Source organism: Myxococcus sp. CA056 (assembly GCF_013336715.1).
In the GTDB taxonomy this organism is placed as follows: domain Bacteria; phylum Myxococcota; class Myxococcia; order Myxococcales; family Myxococcaceae; genus Myxococcus; species Myxococcus llanfairpwllgwyngyllgogerychwyrndrobwllllantysiliogogogochensis.
Window position 1 is genome coordinate 194,006 of the sequence record NZ_JABUMT010000002.1, and the last position, 19,729, is coordinate 213,734.

11 protein-coding genes are annotated in these 19,729 nt (G+C 67.5%); 3 read left to right on the top strand and 8 right to left on the bottom strand.

All coding sequences use genetic code 11. The annotated features are described in order from the left end of the window. Window positions 1–371: 371 nt before the first annotated feature. The 3 genes from HUA76_RS08520 to HUA76_RS08530 are packed head-to-tail and all read right to left on the bottom strand — an operon-like array spanning window position 372 to window position 6,527. Entirely contained in the window at window positions 372–2,546 is a 2,175-nt protein-coding gene (locus HUA76_RS08520; protein ID WP_217439493.1) for a DEAD/DEAH box helicase, read from the bottom strand. A 34-nt stretch (window positions 2,547–2,580) separates the two neighbouring features. Beyond that, window positions 2,581–3,921: an ATP-binding protein gene (locus HUA76_RS08525; RefSeq protein WP_174460546.1), complete on the bottom strand. Its 1,341-nt coding sequence runs from the start codon at window positions 3,919–3,921 to the stop codon at window positions 2,581–2,583. Then, window positions 3,918–6,527 carry a TerB N-terminal domain-containing protein gene (locus HUA76_RS08530; protein ID WP_174460547.1) on the bottom strand — a complete coding sequence of 870 codons (2,610 nt, stop codon included), beginning with the start codon at window positions 6,525–6,527 and terminating at the stop codon, window positions 3,918–3,920. The genes HUA76_RS08525 and HUA76_RS08530 overlap by 4 nt, the downstream gene beginning before the upstream one ends. A gap of 251 nt (window positions 6,528–6,778) precedes the next feature. Here HUA76_RS08530 and HUA76_RS08535 point away from each other — a divergent pair, with 251 nt between their 5' ends. After that, window positions 6,779–7,771, top strand: coding sequence for a hypothetical protein (locus HUA76_RS08535; protein WP_174460548.1), 993 nt, complete (start codon window positions 6,779–6,781; stop codon window positions 7,769–7,771). Further along, the gene (locus tag HUA76_RS44895; RefSeq protein ID WP_217439495.1) at window positions 7,768–8,148 is read left to right on the top strand and encodes a hypothetical protein; all 381 of its coding nucleotides are present in this window, start codon (window positions 7,768–7,770) and stop codon (window positions 8,146–8,148) included. The genes HUA76_RS08535 and HUA76_RS44895 overlap by 4 nt, the downstream gene beginning before the upstream one ends. Window positions 8,149–8,166: 18 nt before the next feature. Here the strand turns inward: HUA76_RS44895 and HUA76_RS08545 are convergent, their stop codons facing one another. After that, complete coding sequence (locus HUA76_RS08545; protein ID WP_174460549.1) at window positions 8,167–8,973, bottom strand: hypothetical protein; 807 nt, start codon at window positions 8,971–8,973, stop codon at window positions 8,167–8,169. Between the two features lie 422 nt (window positions 8,974–9,395). On the opposite strand from HUA76_RS08545, the gene HUA76_RS08550 reads away from it, so the two are divergent. After that, a complete protein-coding gene (locus HUA76_RS08550; protein WP_174460550.1) occupies window positions 9,396–9,941 on the top strand; it encodes a hypothetical protein in 546 nt (181 codons plus the stop codon). Between the two features lie 314 nt (window positions 9,942–10,255). Here the strand turns inward: HUA76_RS08550 and HUA76_RS08555 are convergent, their stop codons facing one another. The 4 genes from HUA76_RS08555 to HUA76_RS08570 all read right to left on the bottom strand — a co-directional run bounded on the left by HUA76_RS08555 (window position 10,256) and on the right by HUA76_RS08570 (window position 19,695). Beyond that, complete coding sequence (locus HUA76_RS08555) at window positions 10,256–13,567, bottom strand: putative Ig domain-containing protein (RefSeq protein WP_174460551.1); 3,312 nt, start codon at window positions 13,565–13,567, stop codon at window positions 10,256–10,258. A gap of 175 nt (window positions 13,568–13,742) precedes the next feature. Beyond that, window positions 13,743–16,496, bottom strand: coding sequence for a lamin tail domain-containing protein (locus HUA76_RS08560; protein ID WP_174460552.1), 2,754 nt, complete (start codon window positions 16,494–16,496; stop codon window positions 13,743–13,745). A 123-nt stretch (window positions 16,497–16,619) separates the two neighbouring features. After that, window positions 16,620–18,038, bottom strand: coding sequence for an IgA Peptidase M64 (locus HUA76_RS08565; RefSeq protein WP_174460553.1), 1,419 nt, complete (start codon window positions 18,036–18,038; stop codon window positions 16,620–16,622). A 115-nt stretch (window positions 18,039–18,153) separates the two neighbouring features. After that, complete coding sequence (locus HUA76_RS08570; RefSeq protein WP_174460554.1) at window positions 18,154–19,695, bottom strand: PEGA domain-containing protein; 1,542 nt, start codon at window positions 19,693–19,695, stop codon at window positions 18,154–18,156. Window positions 19,696–19,729 lie beyond the last annotated feature (34 nt).

The window sequence follows — 19,729 nt, forward strand, 5'->3', positions numbered from 1 at the left end:
CTGAACAGGGAAGGATGGAGAGGCTGCTCTCGTGGAGGCTCTCCCGAGTCTCCAACCAGGGGTCGACGCTGTCGGCCTTTCGCCTCAAACCCGTGACAGGCGGTGAGCCCCGGGTGGGGCCGTCTTTCCACACGACCTTCCGCTCGGTGATGGTTGTGTAGAGCCGGCAGGCCCTCCGCACCTTCGGCTCCACGGAGCGGATGAAGTCCGTGGGATTGGAGGGCGCCACGGGCAGGCTTCGCGTCCAGGTGGCGAAGGCCTGGGTGGCGGCCTGCTGGATGGCAGCGGCGTCCACAGGGAGAGCCGGGTCGGCGGCCTGAGATTCGTGGGAAGGACGACTCATGGGTGACAAGGCCTCTCCATGAAGGGCTTCATTGCAACACCCGCTGCGCCGCGCGCCACGCACCCTGGACATCCAGGTACCGAGCCGCGTAGTCACGCGCCAGCAGGTCTTCCGGCACGAAGCCGTCATGTTTCTCGAGCGCCATGTTGGCCACGTGGGTCGTGAGGGCTTCTGCCCGAGGAGGCCCCTCCGCCACGAGTCCACGCAGGGCGCCTTCCACGTCCGACTGCATCGCCTCCACGCTCAAGACGGCACCGAGCGGCTCCACCGACAGTCCACGCGCCTGGAGCGACAGCGCCAGCGTATGCACCACCGCGTCGCCGGCCCACGGGAAGACATGGACCTCTCGACCTGAGGTGACGATGGAGCGCTCGGCGAGCCCCCATCGTTGGAAGTTCGCCCGAGCCTCCGCCAGCAGCTCCTGCGCGCGCGCATCCAGGTATCGAGGAACACCGTCACCGGCATAGACAGCGCGCATCTGTTCCCGGACGCGGTCATGCACGCCGCCGACACCAGTGGACTCGAACATGGGGACGCGCCCAGCGGGGGCGGGCTCCAACTCCACGACCTTCTCGTCGCCCTGCACGGCGAGCACGCGCCACCGTCGTCCGCCGAAGATGAGGTACGTGCCGACGAAGAGCGGCTGGTCGATAGGCATCGTGCCCAGCGTGCGTCCCGAGGCCACCAACCGGAACTCCTCCACCGAGGCGAAGGCCGCATAGAAGCTGTAGTGGTTGACGATCCGCTCGCCCACCCGGCCCAGAAGCAGCGTCCCATCCGAGGACTGTGAGAGCAGCTCTCGCTGTCCCAATCCCCGCAGGAAGTGCACGAAGTCCTCGCGTGACACCCGCGCGAAAGGTCCCGCCTGGCACAACGCGGAGAAGGCCTCGCCCGCCTTGGCGCCGCCATGCTGGGCGATGAGAGAGAGCAGTTGCTGGACCATCGTGGAGAAGTGGAAGGCGCCCGAGGCGGGAGGCTCGAACCAGTTCGTCAGCAGCAGCTCGAGCATGGCCACCGATTGAACCAGGCGCACGCGGAGTTGGTCCGGCAGGGGACTCGTCTTCGTCAGCTCCGCCTCCTGGAGATACAACCGGAGCACGGCGGGTCCACCCTTACGTCCGCTGCGTCCCAGGCGCTGACGAAGGCTGGCCACCGAGGGAGGTACGCCCACCTGCGCGATGCTCTGCACGGCGCCCACGTCGATGCCCATCTCTAGTGTGGTAGTGCATACGAGGTTGACGGGCCGCTGCCTCGCCTTGAGCGCGGCCTCCGCTTCCTCGCGCAGTTCCTTGGAGAGGTTGCCGTGATGGGGGAAGAACTCGTTGGGCAATTGCGCCTGTTCGCACATGCGGCGCAGGAGGTCCGCGTAGAGCTCGACGTTCGCCCGGCTGTTGGCGAACACGAGATTGTGCGTCCCTCTCAGCGTCTTGAAGAGGTGCGCTCCCACGTCGTGCTCATCCTCGGGCAGCCCGTCGGAGGACTCCTCGTCCTCTCCAGGGGCCAGCCGCCTGGCATCCGGAGTTCGCTTGCGATAGCCCCTGAGCTGGAGGAGCAGCTCTCCGCCGCCGGAGTCGGAGTTGCACAGGCGGACCTTCTCCCTGGCGCCAGGGCGGAGGAACTCCGCGGCCAGGGTCATGTCGCCCAGCGTGGCGCTGAGGCCCACGCGAGGCACGTTGCGGCGCAGGGTCAGCTCGACACGGTGCAGGAGCGACTGGAGCTGGCATCCCCGCTCGGTGCCGATGAAGGCATGCAGTTCGTCGATGACGATGTGCTCCAACGAGGAGAACAGGCTGGCGAGGGCGGAGCCCTGGCGGATGAAGAGCGCTTCGAGCGACTCGGGGGTGATGAGGAGGATGCCCGCCGGGGACTTGAGCAGCCGCGCCTTGTGGCCCTGAGACACGTCCCCGTGCCAGCGATGCACGGCAATCCCCAACCCGTCGCAGAGTCCGTCGAGTCGCTCGAACTGGTCGTTGATGAGGGCCTTGAGCGGGCCGATGTAGATGGCGCGTACGCTGCCGCCGGAGTCCTCCGCCAGCCGGCTGCAGATGGGCAGGAAGGCGGCCTCCGTCTTTCCACTGGCCGTCGACGCCGAGAGGATGACGTCTTGCGTCCCCTCGATGATGGGCGCAATCGCGACCTCCTGGATGCCGCGCAGCTCCTTCCACCCTTGGGTCCACACCCAGCGCTGCACCTTGGGGTGCAACCGGTGAAAGGAGCCTGACGCGGAGCCGCTCGGGTCAGAGCTTGAAGGATGCGAGCTCATCATCTGCTCCGGCCGTCAGGCTTCCTGCCTCCGCCTCGGTCAGGGGAGCGAGGTCGGGGTTGACGTCCACGGCGAGTTGCACGCCTCCGAGCAGCTCCTTCCAGTTCGCGGTCGGATTCTGTTCGAGGACGGCCAGGAGGTTGATGAAGGCTGTCACGGTGCTCCGGGGCGTGCGGAAGTACGCCTCGCCGATGCGCTCGGAGCAGTGGGTCATGAAGCTGTGGAGCCCCTCATCGGGCAGGCGCTGCGTGGACGTATCGCCCGTGGAGTAGACGTGCCGAAGCTTGGTGAGCAGGACGTAGAGGTCCTCGGGGGTGAGGTTGGCCAGCCTGAGCACGGGAGAGCTGTAGTCGACGAGGTTGCCCACGGCGAAGGTGTTCTGGGCCAGCCGCGACTGGAGGGCCTCGTAGCTGTAGAGGCCCTTGCGGGTGTCCATGAGGAACTCGGGCGTTCCTCCCAGGATGAAGCCCAGGCCCTCGGCGGTGCCCTGGAGACAATCATTGAGGATGCGGAGGATCTGCTCGTAGTTGGAGGCGCGGGCCTTGGTGTTGGCCATCTTGTAGAGATTGACCAGCTCATCCAGGCACACCATCAGGCCGTCGTAGCCGGACAGTCGGACGAAGCGCGCCAACAGCTTCAACTGGTCGTAGACATCCGCGTCGTCGATGATGGTGCGGACCCCCAGCGACTTGCGTGCATCGGTGCGGGTGGAGAACTCGCCGCGCAGCCACTTCACGGCGTCGGCCTTGAGCACCTCGTTCCCGCTGTCATGGCCGCGCCAGTAGGCCGCGATGACCTCCGCGAAGTCGTAGCCGCCCACCAGCTCCGAGAGCGCCGCGAGCTTCTCCCTGATGACAGCCTCGGGGTTCAGGTTCAGGCTCTTCGCGTCCGTGAGGGCGCCGGAGACGAAGCGCTCCACAACGCTGGCGAGCGCTCCCCCCTCGGGCTTGGCCCGGGTGGCCATGTTGCGCATCAGCTCCGCGTACAGGCTGCGAGCCTTCCCATCCGTCGCGTGCAACCGCCGGTCGGGGTTGAGGTCCGCGTGCAGTGTGACGAGGCGCTTCTCCAGCGCGATGGAGCGGATGAGGTTGAGGAAGAACGTCTTGCCGGAGCCGTACTCGCCGATGACGAAGCGGATGGCGCTTCCGCCCTCGGCGATGCGCTCCACGTCGCGGACCAGTGCTCGGACTTCTTCGACTCGGCCTACCTGGATGTGTTGCTGTCCCACGCGAGGCACGACGCCCGCGCGCAGCGACTGGACGATGGCATCCCGATCCTTCGGCCTGATGCGTCCCTGGAGCGTCGCGTCCGTCATGACATCATCTCCCGTGCTGCCTGCTCATTGAGCTGAAGGGTTTCGTCGCCTTCGAGGACGGGTTCGCCGCACACCTCGAAGGCCGCGTCGTTGATGACATCCAGCGCGCCGTCCGTGAGCAGTCCGAGCCCGCCGGCGAGCTTCTCCACTTCGGAGCGAGGCCACTCCGTCTTCGCGACGAGGGAGCGCAGCAGGGAGGTGTGGAGGGAGTCCAGGCCCGCGACGCCAGGTTCCACCGGGGCGGGGGTCGATGGGACGGCGGGTGGCGGTGTTTCCTCCTCGGCGAAGATGCTGCCCAGGAGGCTGGAGACCGCGGCGGTTTCCGCGAGCTTCGCCTGCACGCTGCGCATGTCGAGCGCCAGCCGTTCGCCTTTCTCGGGAGGAGGCCCGGGGATGGTGAAGCCCTGCTCGGGTGCTCCGGCGAGCCGCATTGAGACGGGCTCCGTCGCCGCCGTGGGCCGCATTGCCGTGGCGGCGTGGACGCGGGAGTAGACGCTGGCCTCGTCGAGTCCCAGCATCGCGTAGAGCTTCGACAGCGTCTTGAGCTCCTGGGGTGACACGTTGCCGTCCGCCACGGCGACCTCAATCAAGAGATTGCCCAGCGAGGTGCGGGCCTCGGGAGCCAGCGCCTCCACGCGCTTTTTGTGGCCCGCGTTGGAGGCGGGCCTCGCGAGCAGCCAGGCGACATGCGCCTTGAGTCGGGTCTTCTCGGAGGCGAGCAGTCCCTGGGCCGCCTCTACCATGGCCTCCATGCGCGTGGTCTCGTCCGTCGACACGGTTCCATCCGCGGTCGCCACGGCGGCGGCGAGGTGGAGCATCGCGAGCGCGGACAGGTAGTCGCCGGAAGGCGCGCTCGGTGACTCAGGATGCAGTGTGAAGACGTGGGCGGACTCGTCGGGGGCAAGCACGGCGCCGCCCATGCGAGGGTCGGGCTCCATGCCGTAGCCCAGCTTCTCCAGGGCCTGGGCCAACCCCACGGCCTCGGACTTGGAGAGCTTCCCAGAGGTCGCGGTGGGCCAGTGCTTGAGGAGGTCGGCGGCGGCCACGGGCGCGGAGGTGTTGCTCCCGAGCGATTGCTGCAACAGCTCGCGGAGTGCCTGCACGTCCGAGCCTCCCTGCATCGTAGACGTCAGCTCGTCGGGGAGCAGCGCCAGGGCGCTCATGCTGTTGCGCGCGTCGGGGTTCTTCCCCACCCAGCGGCTGTAGGACTCGAGCGACTCGCAGCAGTCCTCGACGAGCGCGCGCACGGGCTTGAGCGACGTCTCGGAGGCCTCGGTGACGGAGGCCGACGCCAGCCGCACCATGCCCGCGAAGGAGGCGCTCGCGGGTTCGTAGCGGGCCTCCACCCTCGACTTCTTGGCGCGAGGGACGATGCCCGTGCCATGGTCTCGCTGGTAGCGCGCGCGGAAGAGGGCCTGGAACTCCTCGGGGCAGCGTGTGGCGGGGGTTCGCAGTTTGGTGTCACTGGTCTCCACGGCCCAGGCGAGGGCCCAGTCCGCAGGGAGCGGCAGCCCCTTGGACGCGGCGGTGCCCACGGCCATGCGCACATCGAACGAGGCCGCGCCGGCATGGCGCAGCGTGAACTGGGGCGTCTCCTTCAGCAGTCCATCTTCGCCAGCGCGGCGCACGCGCAGGACGTCGAGAAAGGCCGACGCGTAGGTACGGAAGGAGTTGTTCTCCTCGTGGATCTTGAGCAGGGCCTGGACCTCTTCTTCGATGAGGCGGGCCTCGGCGAGCGCCGCTGCGTCCGTGCCCAGCTCGATGAGCACTCGCCGCTCCAGCCCGTAGAAGAACAGGAAGACATAGCCGATATAGGCATGGGCATTGCGGCGACCACTCGCGAGCCACTCCAGATAGCCCGCGCGGGAAGCGGGAGAAATGTCCGAGTAGGAGGGCCAGTACGTCATACCCTGTCCATCGCGGTTGGGCCGTGAGGCCACTTCGAGACTCGGGTTGATGAGCGCGGGCTCGGTGCCGGGCGCATTCACGGCGCGCAGCCGCGAGCCCACGTACACCATGCCGTCCTTCAGCTTGTAACCAGCGACCTCGATGACCTCTCTTGGTGGAATCCAACCGGTCTTGAGAGGAGTGGGTGGCCACAGCGTGGGACCGGGAGCCGACTGCGTCGCGACAGGCGCCACGGGGGGAGTGGCGCCTGCCTTGGGCACGGGAGTCACGGACCGCATGGGCGCGGCCGGTGCGGGCTCGACGGGCTTCGCGACCGGAGCGGAGGCCGTCATCGTGAAAGCCGAGGGTGGGGGCGTCGCGGGTGGCGGAGGCGCGGGACGTGGTGCCACCAGCATCGGCTCATCCGGGATACGGACCATGAGCCCTGGGGAGACTCTGGGCGCGCTCACGGTTTCGAAGCGCAGCGCGATGGTGGCGGCAGGTGGGGCGGAGTGAGAGGCGGGAGAAGGAGCGGGAGCAGGAGCGACGATGGCGCCTGACAGTTGCGCGGCCTTCCAGCGCTTGTTGAGCTTGTTGAGCCAGACAATGCCGCCCCAGGCCCCCAGACCCAGGACGACCATGAAGCACAGCGTTCCCCTGGCCCCGTCTGACTGAGCGGCGGCCACCAGGGTCGGCAGCGCCCGCATCCATACGGCCATTGTGTCGCTCCCCGCCGGGCGCCGAAGGACGGCTACCGCACACGTCTGATGGTACCAGCCCTGGTCAGGGTAATGGGATGCAGGCGCGAGCGTGAGGGGAAAGGCTCAATGGCTCATCACCCCGGAGAGGTATTCCCATCGGGGCGTTCGTGACCCATCGTGGGTCGGGCAAGTGTGCGCCTGAAGTCGGCCGCCCCTTGATTGACAGACTTCGTTTGATGGTCCCTGCTCACGCACTCTGGAGGTATGCGGTGCCGCTTCCGCTCATTCCCGCCGCGCTCCTGCTCGCAGGTCTCTTTGGCTATGGCGCCAAGAAAAGCTACGACGGCATCGATCGCATGAAGGACGCCAAGGATATTGGCGAGGAGGCTCAGGCGCGCCATGAAGGGGCGGTTCAACGGCTGGAGGGAGCGCGCGGCGCGCTCCAACGTCAGTTGGATGCCCTGGCCTCTCAGCGAGATGGCGTTGTCGCCACGACCTTCCGTCGTCTCTTCGACTTCCTCGAACAGATGAATCAAAAGGCCCGCATCGAGGCCTTGGAGCACCTGGGGCGAGTGGGAGTGAGTCGGGAATCCGTCCGCGAGTTCGCCGTGCAATATCTCGAAGCCGGCGGCACGCTGTCGGGCTCGGTCGCGGCGGCCGTGACAGGCGCGGGAGCGAGCGCGCTGACCACGGGGCTGGTCACCAGCTTCGCCACGGCTGGAACGGGGGCCGCGTTGTCGGGGCTGACGGGCGCCGCGGCGAACAGCGCCCTGCTGGCCTGGCTTGGAGGGGGCTCGCTTGCCGCAGGCGGCTGGGGTGTGGCTGGAGGCACCGCAATCCTCGGAGGCATCGCGGTGGCTCCCGCGATGGCCGTTGTTGGTTTCGTCATGGCCCGTCAGGGAGAGAAAGCCAGAACGAAGGCTCTGGCCTATGCGGAGGACGTCAATGAACAGGTCGCGCGCATCGATGCGGCCATCGCTCTGCTGGCGCGGGCGGGAGTGCGCGTGGACGAATTGGGCGGTGTTCTTGGCGCTCTCGACCAGCGAACAGGTCGGGCCATCGACGCCCTCTGGGAGTTGGCGAAGTGTTTCGACACCGAGAACGATGGGCATCTGGCTCGGTTCGCCACGGCCATGCAACTGGCGAAGGCGGAGAGCGAGCTGATGCGGGTGCCGCTCTTCACCGAGGGCGGAGACCTCAACACCCAGTTGGAGGTCCTGCTAGAGCAGTCTCGCGGCCTTCTTCAACGGGAGACGACATGAGCATGAAGATGAACCTGCCCCTGAAGGACGTGCTGACCGGCATCAAGGTGGTGGCCGAGTGCGTGCGCGACATCCAGAAAGAGCGCACGGAACAGACTCGGCTGCGTGAAGAATCCCGAGTGGATGTCGAGCACATCCATGCCATGCGTGACGTGCTCCTGGACTACCTGGACCGCAGCTTCGACGAGCGTCGGGAGAATTTTCGACAACTCTTCGAGCGCCTGGACGGAGCCATCGCCAGCGACAATGTGCAGATGGCGGCTGTGGTCCTGGACTCCGTCGTGAAGCTGGCCGATGCCTCGCCCTTCAAGGCGCTACAGGATGTGGCGGCGACCCGCGCCGTGCTCGGGAAACAGGGGACGGAGTGGAAGTTCTAGGGGGCTCCGCTTCGCCGTCTACGCGGCGACGGGAGTCGTCAGGCCCCTGCGCTCCATGAAGGCGCGCAGCTCCGGCCACCGCGAGGACAGGGCTTCGAAGTCATCGGGGCGCCCGAGCCGTGCGGCGGCCAGTGTGGCGTCGATGTCCATCGCATGAGTTATCGGGTCCACGGCGTCCAGGGCGAAGGCCTTGAGGAGCTTGAGTCGGCGGGTATCACGCCCCGCCAGGGCGTCCGCCTCGTTCGCTCGGGCCGCGAGGAGCGCCAACGCGGCGTTGTGTTGTCCGTCGCGGCAGAGCAGCGAGACCTCGGGCAGCAACGCGTAGGAGGGGGGCAGCTTCCCAGCCCGCTTGCGCCCTTCCTCCAGCCATTCACGTGCCGGGGACAGCTCTCCCTGGAGGAAGTAGGCGTGGGCAATCAGATTGGGCAGCCATTGGTGCGCGGCTGGAACGAACCTTCGCAACGCGCCGGAGTGCTCCGCGGAGCCGAAGAGTTCGAGTGCGCGTGCTGCCTCCCCCAGAGTCAACAGAGACTGTCCGGCCATGGTGACGGAGACGGCCCGCTGGGTGCCCTGGGTGCTTTGGCGTGCGGCCTCCTCGTAGCAGCGGGCTGCTTCTCGTTCGTCACCCGCGCTCGAGAACGAGACTCCCTGGTGATAGGTCGTGCCCCACCTGCGGATGCGCCAGAAGAAGAAGGCGAACAGCGCGAGGAACAGCGCGACACAGCCGCCGGCGAGCACCGGAGGCGTCAGGTACTCGCGCAGCGAACTGGTGCGGGAAGTGGCGTTGTAGGAGATGACGAAGGTGACGACGAGAAACAGCCACATGCCGCCCCGTTGCGCCGAGAAGAAGGAGTAGGGCCGCAGATGGCGCTCTTTGGGAAGGGGAAGCGGAGTCACGCGGGCTCACAAGGCGAAGGTCGAAGCCGCCTCGTAGCCTGACAGCGCGCTGGAATTCCATCCGCTCTTGGTGTCAGCGGCTCGCAACCGAGTCCCCTGGTGACTGTCTGGGGGCCTTGAGTCGCTCATTCGCCAAGAACGGGACCTGACGAATCCACCGAGAATCCTCGCGCTGACGCCCGAGCGGCGAGGCGCCAGGCTGCCTGTCCCTCGTGCTTCGGGGCTGGGGCTTGGGTTCCCCGGGTTCTCGGCCGCCTGGAGCGTTCGCATGTTGACGAGGAGGTGAGCGGGCGGGGCGCGTCGTGCCCAGGCCCGCGAGCGTTGACGCGCATGCGGAGCACGGGGGGACGATGGACCGCACACGCCAGGGAAGATGGTGGGCGCTGGCGCTCGTGGGGGGCGTGCTGGGGGGCGGTGGCTGCGAGCGGCAAGAGGACAAGGTGTCGACGCGCACTCCCTCGGCGGACGACCGGGAGGTGCGCTCGGCCTTGTTTCGAGACCTGGTCGCCTCGCGTGAGCGTGCGCCAGACCTCGAGGCCTGGACAGGTCCGGATGCGCAGGGCCGCACGGGACAGGGTGGCTCGGGGCGACCCGCGCCCACGGGGAGTGTGTCGGGGCGCGTGGAGTGGGTGGGCGACAACGAGCTGCTCATCCGCGATTCGGGCGGACAGGAGCGGGATGTCGAGGTGACGCCGGACACGCTGCTGCGGTTGAACGGGAAGCAGGTGGGCCTGGCCTCGATGCGCGAGGGGGACTCCGTCGAGGTGACGTACGACGACGGCCCCGGAGGCTGGGTGGCGCGAGATGTCGAGGTGGTGATTGCCCAGGAGCCGCTCATCCCGACGGAGCGGGAGTTCGGTCGGGATGAGCGCGACAAAGCCTCGTCGCGTCCGTGAGCGGCCGCATCACGAGGACAGCTCTTGCGTGCGCATGCGTGAGCGCGGACGAGGCCATGTCGCCATCCGTGAGCAGCCGCCTCGCGAGGACCGCCTCGGGTTCTCACGAGTGAGCGCGGACGAGGCCATGTCGCCGTCCGTGGGCAGCCGCCTCGCGAGGACCGCCTCGGGTTCGCAGGCGTGAGCGTGCACGAGGCCGTGCCGCCGTCAGTGAGCGGACATCGCCCGGTTCATCCCGCGACGAAGCGGCGCGGGTGCTCACGCCGAGTCGTCGGTAGGTCGAACGTGCCGTCCGCTGACAACGGGGCCTCGCGTCAGAACGCGTTGCCGTTCGCGCGACGGCCCGGTGACGAGCCAAGGCTGGGATTGAGCGTGGTGTGGAGGACGAAGTCGGTGCCGCCGGGGAACGCGTCGGGTGAGCGATTGAGCGACACGTTGTCCACGGTGCTCGTATAGGTCATCACATCCACCGCGGTGTTCTGGAGGTTGCGCAGGCTCACGGTGTCGCCGCCGTTGTTGAGGCCCAGCTGTCCGGTGGAGGCGTGCACGGTGTCAGGCGTGCCAGGTGGGAAGCCGTTGGGGCCGCCGAAGACGACATACGCCTTTCCCGGCGGGACGAGTGTCCCCGTGGCGAAGGTATGCCGGACCACGTTGGCATCCGACAGAGACCAGCCAGACAGGTCCGCGGTGGAGCCGCCGGTGTTGATGACCTCGACGAACTCGTACTGACTGTCGGGCACGGTGCCGCCGTCGCCACTCGGGACCGAGGGTTCGTTGGCGAGCACCTCGTTGATGAGCATCGCGGGAGGTGTGCTCGTCCCACCGTCGGGGACGCCGCCTCCTCCGCCGAAGGCATAGTGGCTGACGACGGGGTAATGGTCGCTGACGATGTTGTTGTAGTTGGGAATCCACGAGTCGGGGCGAACGACGCGGACGGAGTCGGGGACGTAGACGGCGGCGACCTCATCGCTGACGAGCGTGTGGTCGATGGTGTCGGGGTACTCGGTGGTGGTGCGCTCGGCGCGCTCCGACAGGGCCCGGGTGATGAAGGTGTAGTGGGTGGGGTCGGAGAGGAAGTTCTCGAAGGGCGTGTTCAGATACACGCCTCCGCTGTACGTGATGGAGCGGTCGACATCGTCATTCCAGTCGCCAATGACAATCACGCGCGCGGTAGGCATCCCGTCGAGATATGCCTTCAGCGCGATGCTGGCCTCCTGTCTTCGCCCATGGGACTCCACGTCGGCGAAGGCCTTCATGTGCATGACGATGACGATGAGGGGGGCCGAAGCGCCGTTGATGAAGGTGGTGAAGTTGACGCGCAGGGGAGGGCGACCTCCGAAGACATTGGAGTTCTCGGTGAGGATGAGCTCCGCGCTCTGGAAGACGAGGCTGCTGTCGTAGAGGATGCCGGGCTTCTGCTCTCCGGCCGAGTACCAGAAGCTGGTGTTGGGGACGTAGGTCGAGTCGTTGGCGAGGAAGCCGTCGTATTGGGGGAGCTGCGCCTTGAGGACGTCGAAGTCCGCGTTGTCCACGATCTCGACCAGGCCCCACACGTTGGCGCCCGTGTCCGCGAGGATGTCTCGCGCATGAGCGAGCTGCAGGTCATCGAGATTCCCCCCGGGTGACGTGGAGTTGGGCGGGCCCTGGGTCTCCGCGCCGAACCACTCGATGTTCCAGTGGCCCACAATGAAAGGCTGTCCCGAGCCGCTGACGGTGAGTGACAGCGCGCGCGAGGCGGAGGAGCCCTTGGCGTCCTGCACGGAGGCGCTGAAAGACGTGATGCCCTGGACGGTGGGAGTGCCGGAGATGAGGCCGCTCGCGGAGAGGGTCAGGCCGGTGGGCAGCGCGCCCACGTGGCTCCAGGTCAGGGGTGCGCGCCCATCGCTCGCCGTAAGGGTGGCGGAGTAGGGCTGGCCCGAGATGGCCTGGGGCAGGGTGTCCGTCGTCACGGTGGGCGGCACGTAGACGGAGAGAGACACGCTGCGCTCGGCGAAGCGGCCTTGGGCATCGGAGACGCGGACGGTGAAGGTGCGGGTGCTGGAGGTGGTGGTGCCGCTGATGGTGCCGGAGCTGGAGAGGGACAGGCCGGTGGGGAGCGAGCCTGAGACGACGCTCCAGGAGAAGGGCGCCTTGCCACCGGAGACGGCCAGGGTGGCGGAGTAGGGCGCGCCAGTGTCGGCCTCGGGGAGCGCGCTCGTGGTGATGGCGGGTGGGGCGTAGACGACGAGCGCCAGGGTCCGAGGGGCCGTGCGACCGTTCTCGTCGGAGACGCGGACGGTGAAGGACGCGGTGCCGGCGGAGGAGGGCGTGCCGCTGAGCGTGCCCTGGGGCGAGAGCGAGAGGCCGGGAGGCAGCGTGCCGGAGACGAGCGTCCAGGTGAGGGTGCCTCGGCCACCGGTGGCGGTGAGCGCGTGCTGGTAGGCGGTGCTCAGCGTCGCATCGGGGAGGGACTGGGTGGTGATGGTGGGAAGGGCGAGGACGGTGAATGTGACGGAGCGAGCGGCGGTGCGGCCATTGGCGTCACGAGCGATGACGTCGAAGGTGAAGGCGCCGCCCTGGGTGGGCTGTCCGTGGAGGAGTCCCTCGGGAGCGAGCGAGAGTCCTGTGGGAAGGGGCCCCGGAGTGGAGAAGACGAAGGGGGCCTTGCCCTGCGATGCCTGGAGGGCGCGAGCGACGTTGTCCTGGACGTAGACGCTCTGCGGGGCCACGGCGGCGAGCGAGGGGGGCAGGTAGGTCGCGAGGGAGAGCTCCCGCGTATCGGTGGCGCCGTTGGCGTCGGTGACGCGGAGGCTGAACGTGGAGGTGCCGGCGGCGGAGGGGGTGCCATCGAGGACGCCGGAGCCGAGCAGCGCGAGCCCGGGAGGCAGGGCGCCGCTGACGAGGGTCCACGCGTAGGGCGCCTTCCCGCCGAGGACGGAAGGGGCCTGGCCGTAGGCGCTGTCCGTATAGGCATCCGGGAGGGTGGTGGAGGTGATGGTGAGTCCGTCGCGGATGGTGAGCTGGAAGTCCGCGGAAGCGGTGTGGCCATTGGCGTCACGGGCCTCGAGGGTGAAGGAGAAGGAGCCCGAGGTGGTGGGGGTGCCGGCGAGGGAGAAGGCTTCCAGTTGGAGGCCGGGGGGCAGGGCACCGGAGGTGACGTGGAGGCTCAGCGGGGCGAGTCCACCGGAGGCCGAGAGGGCGGCGGAGTAGGGGAGGCCGACGACACCGAGCGAGAGGGACGCGGTGGAGAAGGTTGGCGGCGCGAGAACGGAGAGGGTGAGTTGCTGGGAGGACGCGGCGCCGGAAGCGTCCTGGACGTGAACGGTGAAGGTGAAGGAGCCGGAGGCGATGGGGCTGCCGGAGAGGAGTCCCTGAGCGCCGAGCCGCATTCCCGAGGGAAGGTCTCCGCTGGAGAGGCTCCAGGCATAGGGAGGCGAGCCACCAGAGACCGTGAGGGGCGCGGAGTACGCGTCACCGAGGTAGGCGTCGGAGAGGGAGGTGGTCTCGACGGTGAGCGAGGTGTGGCCGCCGTCGGTGGGATTCGGACCGGCGTCCCGTTCAGGGAGCAGGGGCGTGGAGGGCTTGGAGCCGGGGCATGCGGACAGGCTGAGGGCGAGCAGCAGCGTCAGTGCACGTTGGAACCGCATGGAGACTCCGAACCAGCAGGGGCAGTGGCCCCAGGTGAGAGCGGGCACTGTAGTCCGTGGCGGTGACAGCAGCTCAATGGCGTGTCGGGTGATTCGGCCAAGAAAAAGGCCGCGGCCCCCGAAGGGACCGCGGCCAGGAAGGATGAGCTTGGGGGCTCAGCCCCGTGTCAGTCGATTACGGCGTCGGCGCGCCCGGAGAGCTGGGCAGGAACACGAAGTCGGCGTTGTTGTCGTTGGTGTCGCCGCCGTTGGGAACGCGCTGGAGCGAGCCCGCCGTCGAGCCCGAGTCCGAGGCGAGGGTCCGCGTACCCTCGACGAAGCTGAGGGCCAGGTCACCCGCGCCGGTCAGGATGTTGAACACAGGGTTATGGAGGACTGGGGGAGCCGGGGGATTCGGGGCAGGCGTCTCGTAGAAGATGGTGTCGACCATCGTTCCCGTGGAGTTCTGGATGAGGCCAATGCCGTCACCAGTGCCATTCTGGATGATGTTCTCGTTCGCGTTAGCCGGCGGCGGCGTGGCGATGACCAGACGAAGAACGCCGGGCAGCGGGTTGTTCGTGAAGAACGGCGCGGGGGCGGCGACCAGGTACCCACCCGCAGGCAGAGACGTCACCGAGGTGCCAGCCGCATCGGTCACGCCGCTCAGGGGGAAGCGGTTATATTCGCGCCGCGGCGTGGCGGTCGATTCACCGTTGACGACGACGAGTTCGAGGCCGCTCAGGTCGGCGGCCGCGTTGCCTCGATTGTAGATCTCGATGAACTCCGCGGTGTCATTGCCGGGGTTGTCGTAGTCCACCTCGTTGATGACGAGCGAAGCGCCCTCGGGCGGAGGAGTGAAGCCGGTGAAGTTTGCGCTGCTGTTCGCGCTGGCGACTGGCTTTCCGCTCAGGTCGGTGACCTCGCCGGAGACGGTGGCCGTATAGGCCGTGCCCGCGGTCTGCTCGCTCGTGGTGAGGGTCACCAGCGTTCCGTCGACCGCGACGCCCGAGACGGTCAGGTTTTCGATGGTGAAGTCCGAGGCCTGCGCCGAAGCCTCAGCAATCTTACGGTCGAACGTGAGCCGGACCTGCGTGGCGGACAGGCTGGTCGCCGTGACCAGCTTGGGCGCGGGGCAGTCGAGCGTGATGTCCGAAGCCGAGAAGGCCGACGGCTGCGGGGTGGTGCCGAACCGCCACATGGGACCCACGAGGGTGAACTGGCAGCCCGGGGCGGCTTCGAGCGCCTGGGGCAGGGCCGTGGGCATGCGCAGGCGAATCGTGTTGGTGGTGGACATCCCGGTCGTCGTGATGGGGAAGCCCGTGAAGCCCGCCCCCGCGCCGCCCACAGCGCCCAGGGTACCGGAGAGCGTGATGAGCTGATACTCGTAGCCGTCCAGTGCGGTAACGATGTCGTTCGCGCCGGAGCGGTCCACGGCAAGCGAGCGCACCGAGTGACCCTGGCTGAGCCGCGTGAACTCCGCGACGGTGCTGGCCAGGTCCTGCTGGTTCGCGAGCTGCTTCGTGGCGACGGTCAGGCTGATCCGGTCTCCCACGGCCACCTGGTTCACGACGGCGGGGTCGGAGACGAACATCGCGGGGCCGTTGGCCTCCGCCTGGAGGAAGAAGCCGATAGGCTCGGACGCGTTGTCCTGGCCCGGCACGGCGGGCTTGAGGAACGTGACGTAGGCTCCATTGACGGGCAGGTTGGGGGAGCCAGCCTCGGCGGCGAGGAAGGCGGCGATCTGCGCGCTGGTCTCAGCCGCGGTGGGGCCAGGGGCCGTCTCGCAAGCGTGGGTCGTCGTGTTGCAGACCTGGCCCGCCGTGCAGCTCGCGTTCGTCAGGCACTGCACGCACTCCGTGCGGTTGTTGCAGACCGGCTTCAGCGGATCCAGACCCGCGCACTGAGTGTCGGTGACGCAGACCTCGCACTGACCACGGTTGTTGTTGCCCGTGGGGTCGCAGAAGTCACGCGCGCTGTCCGGCACCGCGGCGCAGTCGGTATTTTCCGTGCAGCCGCACAGGAAGTTGGCGTTGCAGGCCGGCTTGGTCGCATCGCAGTGGGCGGTGTTGCCCGGGGAGCACTCGACGCACGTCGTCGGCGTGGTGTCCGTGCGGCAGACCGGGGTCTCCGGAGCGCACGACGCGTTGTCCGCGCAGCCCTCGCAGGCGGAGCCCGTGGCGTTGCACGTCTGCTCACCCTGGCAACCCGCGGTGGCGTTGCAGACCTTGCACTCGCCAGCGCCGTTGTTGGCCGCCGTGTCGCAGATGTTGGTGGGCGAAGAGCAGCCCTGGTCGGGGCTCGTCTGCGAGTCGAAGCAGACCTTGCACGCGCCCGCGCCGCTGTTGGCCGCCGTGTCGCAGATGGGGGCCGTGGCCGAGCAGCCCAGGTCCTGGCTATTGCCCGTGGCGGAGTCCGTGCAGGCCTTGCAGACGCCCACGCCGTTGTTGGCGGTGGTGTCGCAGACCGGCACTTCAGCGGCGCAGCCCAGGTCCTGGCCGTTGCCCGTGGCCGTGTCGCGGCACGCGGTGCATACGCCCTTGCCGCCTGTGCCAGTGATGTCGCAGACAGGAGCGGCGGCGGAGCAGCCTTGATCCGTGCCCGTGCCCGTGGCGGAGTCGCGGCAAATCTTGCACACGCCCGTGCCGGAGCTGATGTCACACAGCTCGCCCGTGCCGCAGCCCGGGTTGCAGGTCACGCCCGCGTCCGGAGTACCCGAATCCGGAGTGCCCGAGTCCGGCGTCCCCGAATCCGGCGTCCCCGAGTCTGGGGTCGGAACGTTGATGGCGACCTGATCACAGGTCCCATCGTTACAGGTCCACTCCTTGCCCGGATCTGGCTGGCCATTATCGGCGCGACAGTCGAACTGGTCGACGCACTCATCTCCACAGCCCGTGCCCATCGTGACGAGCACGGCGGTCATGAGCGCTGCAAGCCAATTTCGCTTCTGCATGCGGTCCCCTCCAGGGATGCAGGTAGTAACTCGCCCCCCTTACACCTGAACCTGGAGAGGGTCCATTGCGGGGCCCCCGTGACACCGCCATGTCACGCAGGAATCCCTCGAAATGACTGGTTATCAGGGTGTCTTGCGGGAGGCTGGAGGTCGGGGACCCGCGTACAAGTCGATGACCTGTGAAATCGCGCTCTGACACACCGCGCAGAAGGGCACCCGATCCCGGGTGAACATCACACAGTCGAGCTGGGGTCTGTAATACCCCCGGGCCTCGTAGTTGGCCCCTTCGAAGGCGCCCACCTTGTTCGAGTACTTCTGTGAGGAAAGGAACTTCTCCTCCCAGTCACGCTGCGCCACGAACAGTGAGTCCATCTCCGACTCTGGCTTGCGCTGGGCCCGGACCTGGCGGCGGCGCTTCTGCACGTCATTGGAGTGCGTCTCGTAGGCCTCCTTGCTCCAGGGCGTGGGCAGGGGCGTGCCGGTCGTCACCAGGTGCTTCCACTTGAGCTGCTCCGGGTCCTTGAGCGCGGTGACGTTCTTCTCCCAGGGCTCCAGCCGGTCGGCGCTGGGCACGTAGACGGACTCGGAGGTGTAGTACTCGTCGGCGAGGCCCGCGAAGTGATGGCCGAACTCGTGGACGAAGACGTAGGGCGCCCACAGGCTGTCGGCCGCCACGGTGCCGTAGAGGCCGAGGATGCCCCCACCTCCGTAGGTGTTGCCGTTGGACAGGATTTCGACGAACTCGTAGGGCGCGAAGGCAGACAGTTCGCGGAAGGCCTTGTTGTCGAAGGTCAGGATGTAGCGCTCGCTGCCGAAGGCATCATAGGTGGTGCCCACGGGTGAGCGCCGGTGGATGCCGGTGGACGGCCGGGAGATTCCGGACTGCACGGCGGCCGGCATCAGGCCCCAGACGTTGAAGTCTGTCTTGCGCTCCTTGAAGGGCGAGAAGGTGAAGAGGATGTCCACCATGCGCCGGGCGTCCTTCTCGAACCTGGCGCGCTCCGCTTCGGTGTAGCCGTCGCCGAGGATGAGCAGGTCCACCTTCTGCTCCGGCGGCCCGTTCTCCAGCAGCTTCAGCAGCGGGCCCGGAGCGGGCGGTGAGGACGGGTCCACGAACATGTCCTTCGGGTCCACGATGAGTGACCACACCTCGCGGAAGGCGTTCTGTGCGTCGCGCTTCTTGAGGAGCACCTGGACGGGGCGCTCCGGCGTGGGAAAGCGAAGCGACTCGTGGAAGGTGCGGTGCTGGCTCTTCGCCTCGGTGGTGAGCTCCCACTCTCCGTAGATGGAAGCGAAGCCCCGGGAGAAGAGGACCTGGTTCGTGTCCCGGTCCCTCACCTCGAAGAGATACTTGCCGAGGTTGGTGTCGTCGATCGCGCGCGCCGCGTGGCCCGGCCAGGGCAGCGGTTCGATGACCACCCGGTCGAGGCTGAAGCGTTCCTCGGTGGCATTGCCGGTGTGGAAGTAATCCACCCGGAGGGTGCGAGGGGCCGCGGCGGAAGCGCTCGTGGCCAGGAGCAGGGCAAGAAGGGCACGCGTCATGCGCGGCACTCTATGCGGCGGCGACGTTATCGGCGCGGCTGGCGAACTCGCTCGCTGGCTTCGTGACGAACGCGGTGTGTCAGGCTTCCTCCCTCGTAGTCCGCGAGACGTGGATTCAGAAGGTACCGGAGAGGCTGGTCGAAAAGGCTTCTCCATCCGTGGCGACTCCCACCGAGACGGGCGGAGTGTCGGCTGATGAAGGAGAGACGAGGAAGAGCACCGCGCCCGTGGCGACGGCCGCACCTCCTCCGACGAGCAGTCCCGTGAGGAGATTGCTCTTCTGGACCAGGGAGTTCCGAAGTCGCAGCGCCTCCTGGTCCGAGGAGAGGATTCGGCCGTTTTCGAGGCGCTTCTCCAGGTCATCCACGTTCTTCTGCGCCAGGAACCGCACTACGCCCGCCCCGCCTAGCGCGGCCACGCCGGTGCCAAGCAGGACATAGGAGGCCACGCGCAGTGCCGGTGTGGGTCGGTCCGCCGAGTCCGCGATGCCGTCCGAGAGAGGGTTCGGAGCGCTGATGTCCATGCCACCTCCGTGCTGGGCGCCAGACTTGTCCGAGGTCACAGCCTGCTCCCAGGGAGCTCGCCCATTGGCGTTCATCACTACGAGGTTGGAAGGAGACCGACCCGTGGTCACGAAGTCCACCAGGGCGGAGAGTGCTTCCGCCGGGGCATCCAGGCCCTGCGTCTTGAAGCCGCCTTCGCGAAGCTTTTGACCGCCCTCGACATTGAGCACGGTGGCGGCGAACCACTTGGGGCCACTGCTGGGGCGCTCCAGGCGCACAACGATGACCTCTTCGACACCGAGCGTGCCGCCCAGACGGACGGCGTGACTGAGGGTCCGCTCCGCGCTGGCTTCGGGGATGGAGAGACAGGGGAACGGCGTGGCGGAGACGGAGCCCTCATAGGCGAGGTCCACGAGCAGCGGTGTGTCAGCGCCTTGCGCCTGAATCTGCCGAGGGAAGCTGATGGCCTCGCCCTTCACCAGGGTGAGGTCATAGGTGCCCGCCAGCACGTCGAGCGTCAGCGGCGTCTGCCCCATCTTGATGCCGTCGAGGTACACGTCTGAAGTCGGCAACGTGGACTTCACCGAGAGCTTCACCTTACGGGCGAGGTTCAGCTCCCTTCGCAGCTTGTCGAACCCCTGGCGCACCGAGGGAGCGAAGTAGTCAGGGTCGAGCTGGTAGTCGGGCTGGAGCCGCAAAACGCTCCGGAACGCCGTGTCGCTCTCCTTCTGTCTTCCCATGGCCCGATAGTTCAGGCCGTGCAGGAGCTGGGCATTCACGTAGAGCTTCCAGCGCTCATCGCCCACGGGCAGGCGGTTGATCTGCTGGAGGGCTTCGTCGATGGCCACTGCGGCCTTGCCGTTTCGACTCTCGTAGAAGTGGTCCTGCGCGGAGTCGAGTTGCCGCTGGAGGTCCTCGTAGCTCTTCGTCGGTTGTGGAAAGAGCCGCTCACTGAAACCGGCCGCGCTCAAAACGTCTTGCTCCGGACGTGACACGAGGGCGCCGAGGAACGCATTGGCCTGACTGCCCAGTTCCGCGTCCTTGCAATCGCCGCTCGCGACGACCATACGCCGGGGCGCTGCGAAGGCGGTGAGGGGAAGAACACAGCTCAGGATGAACAATGCGGACCGCACGGCATGCTTCCTGGAAAACATGAGGGAAACTCGACGAGGTGGGGACATGGTCGAT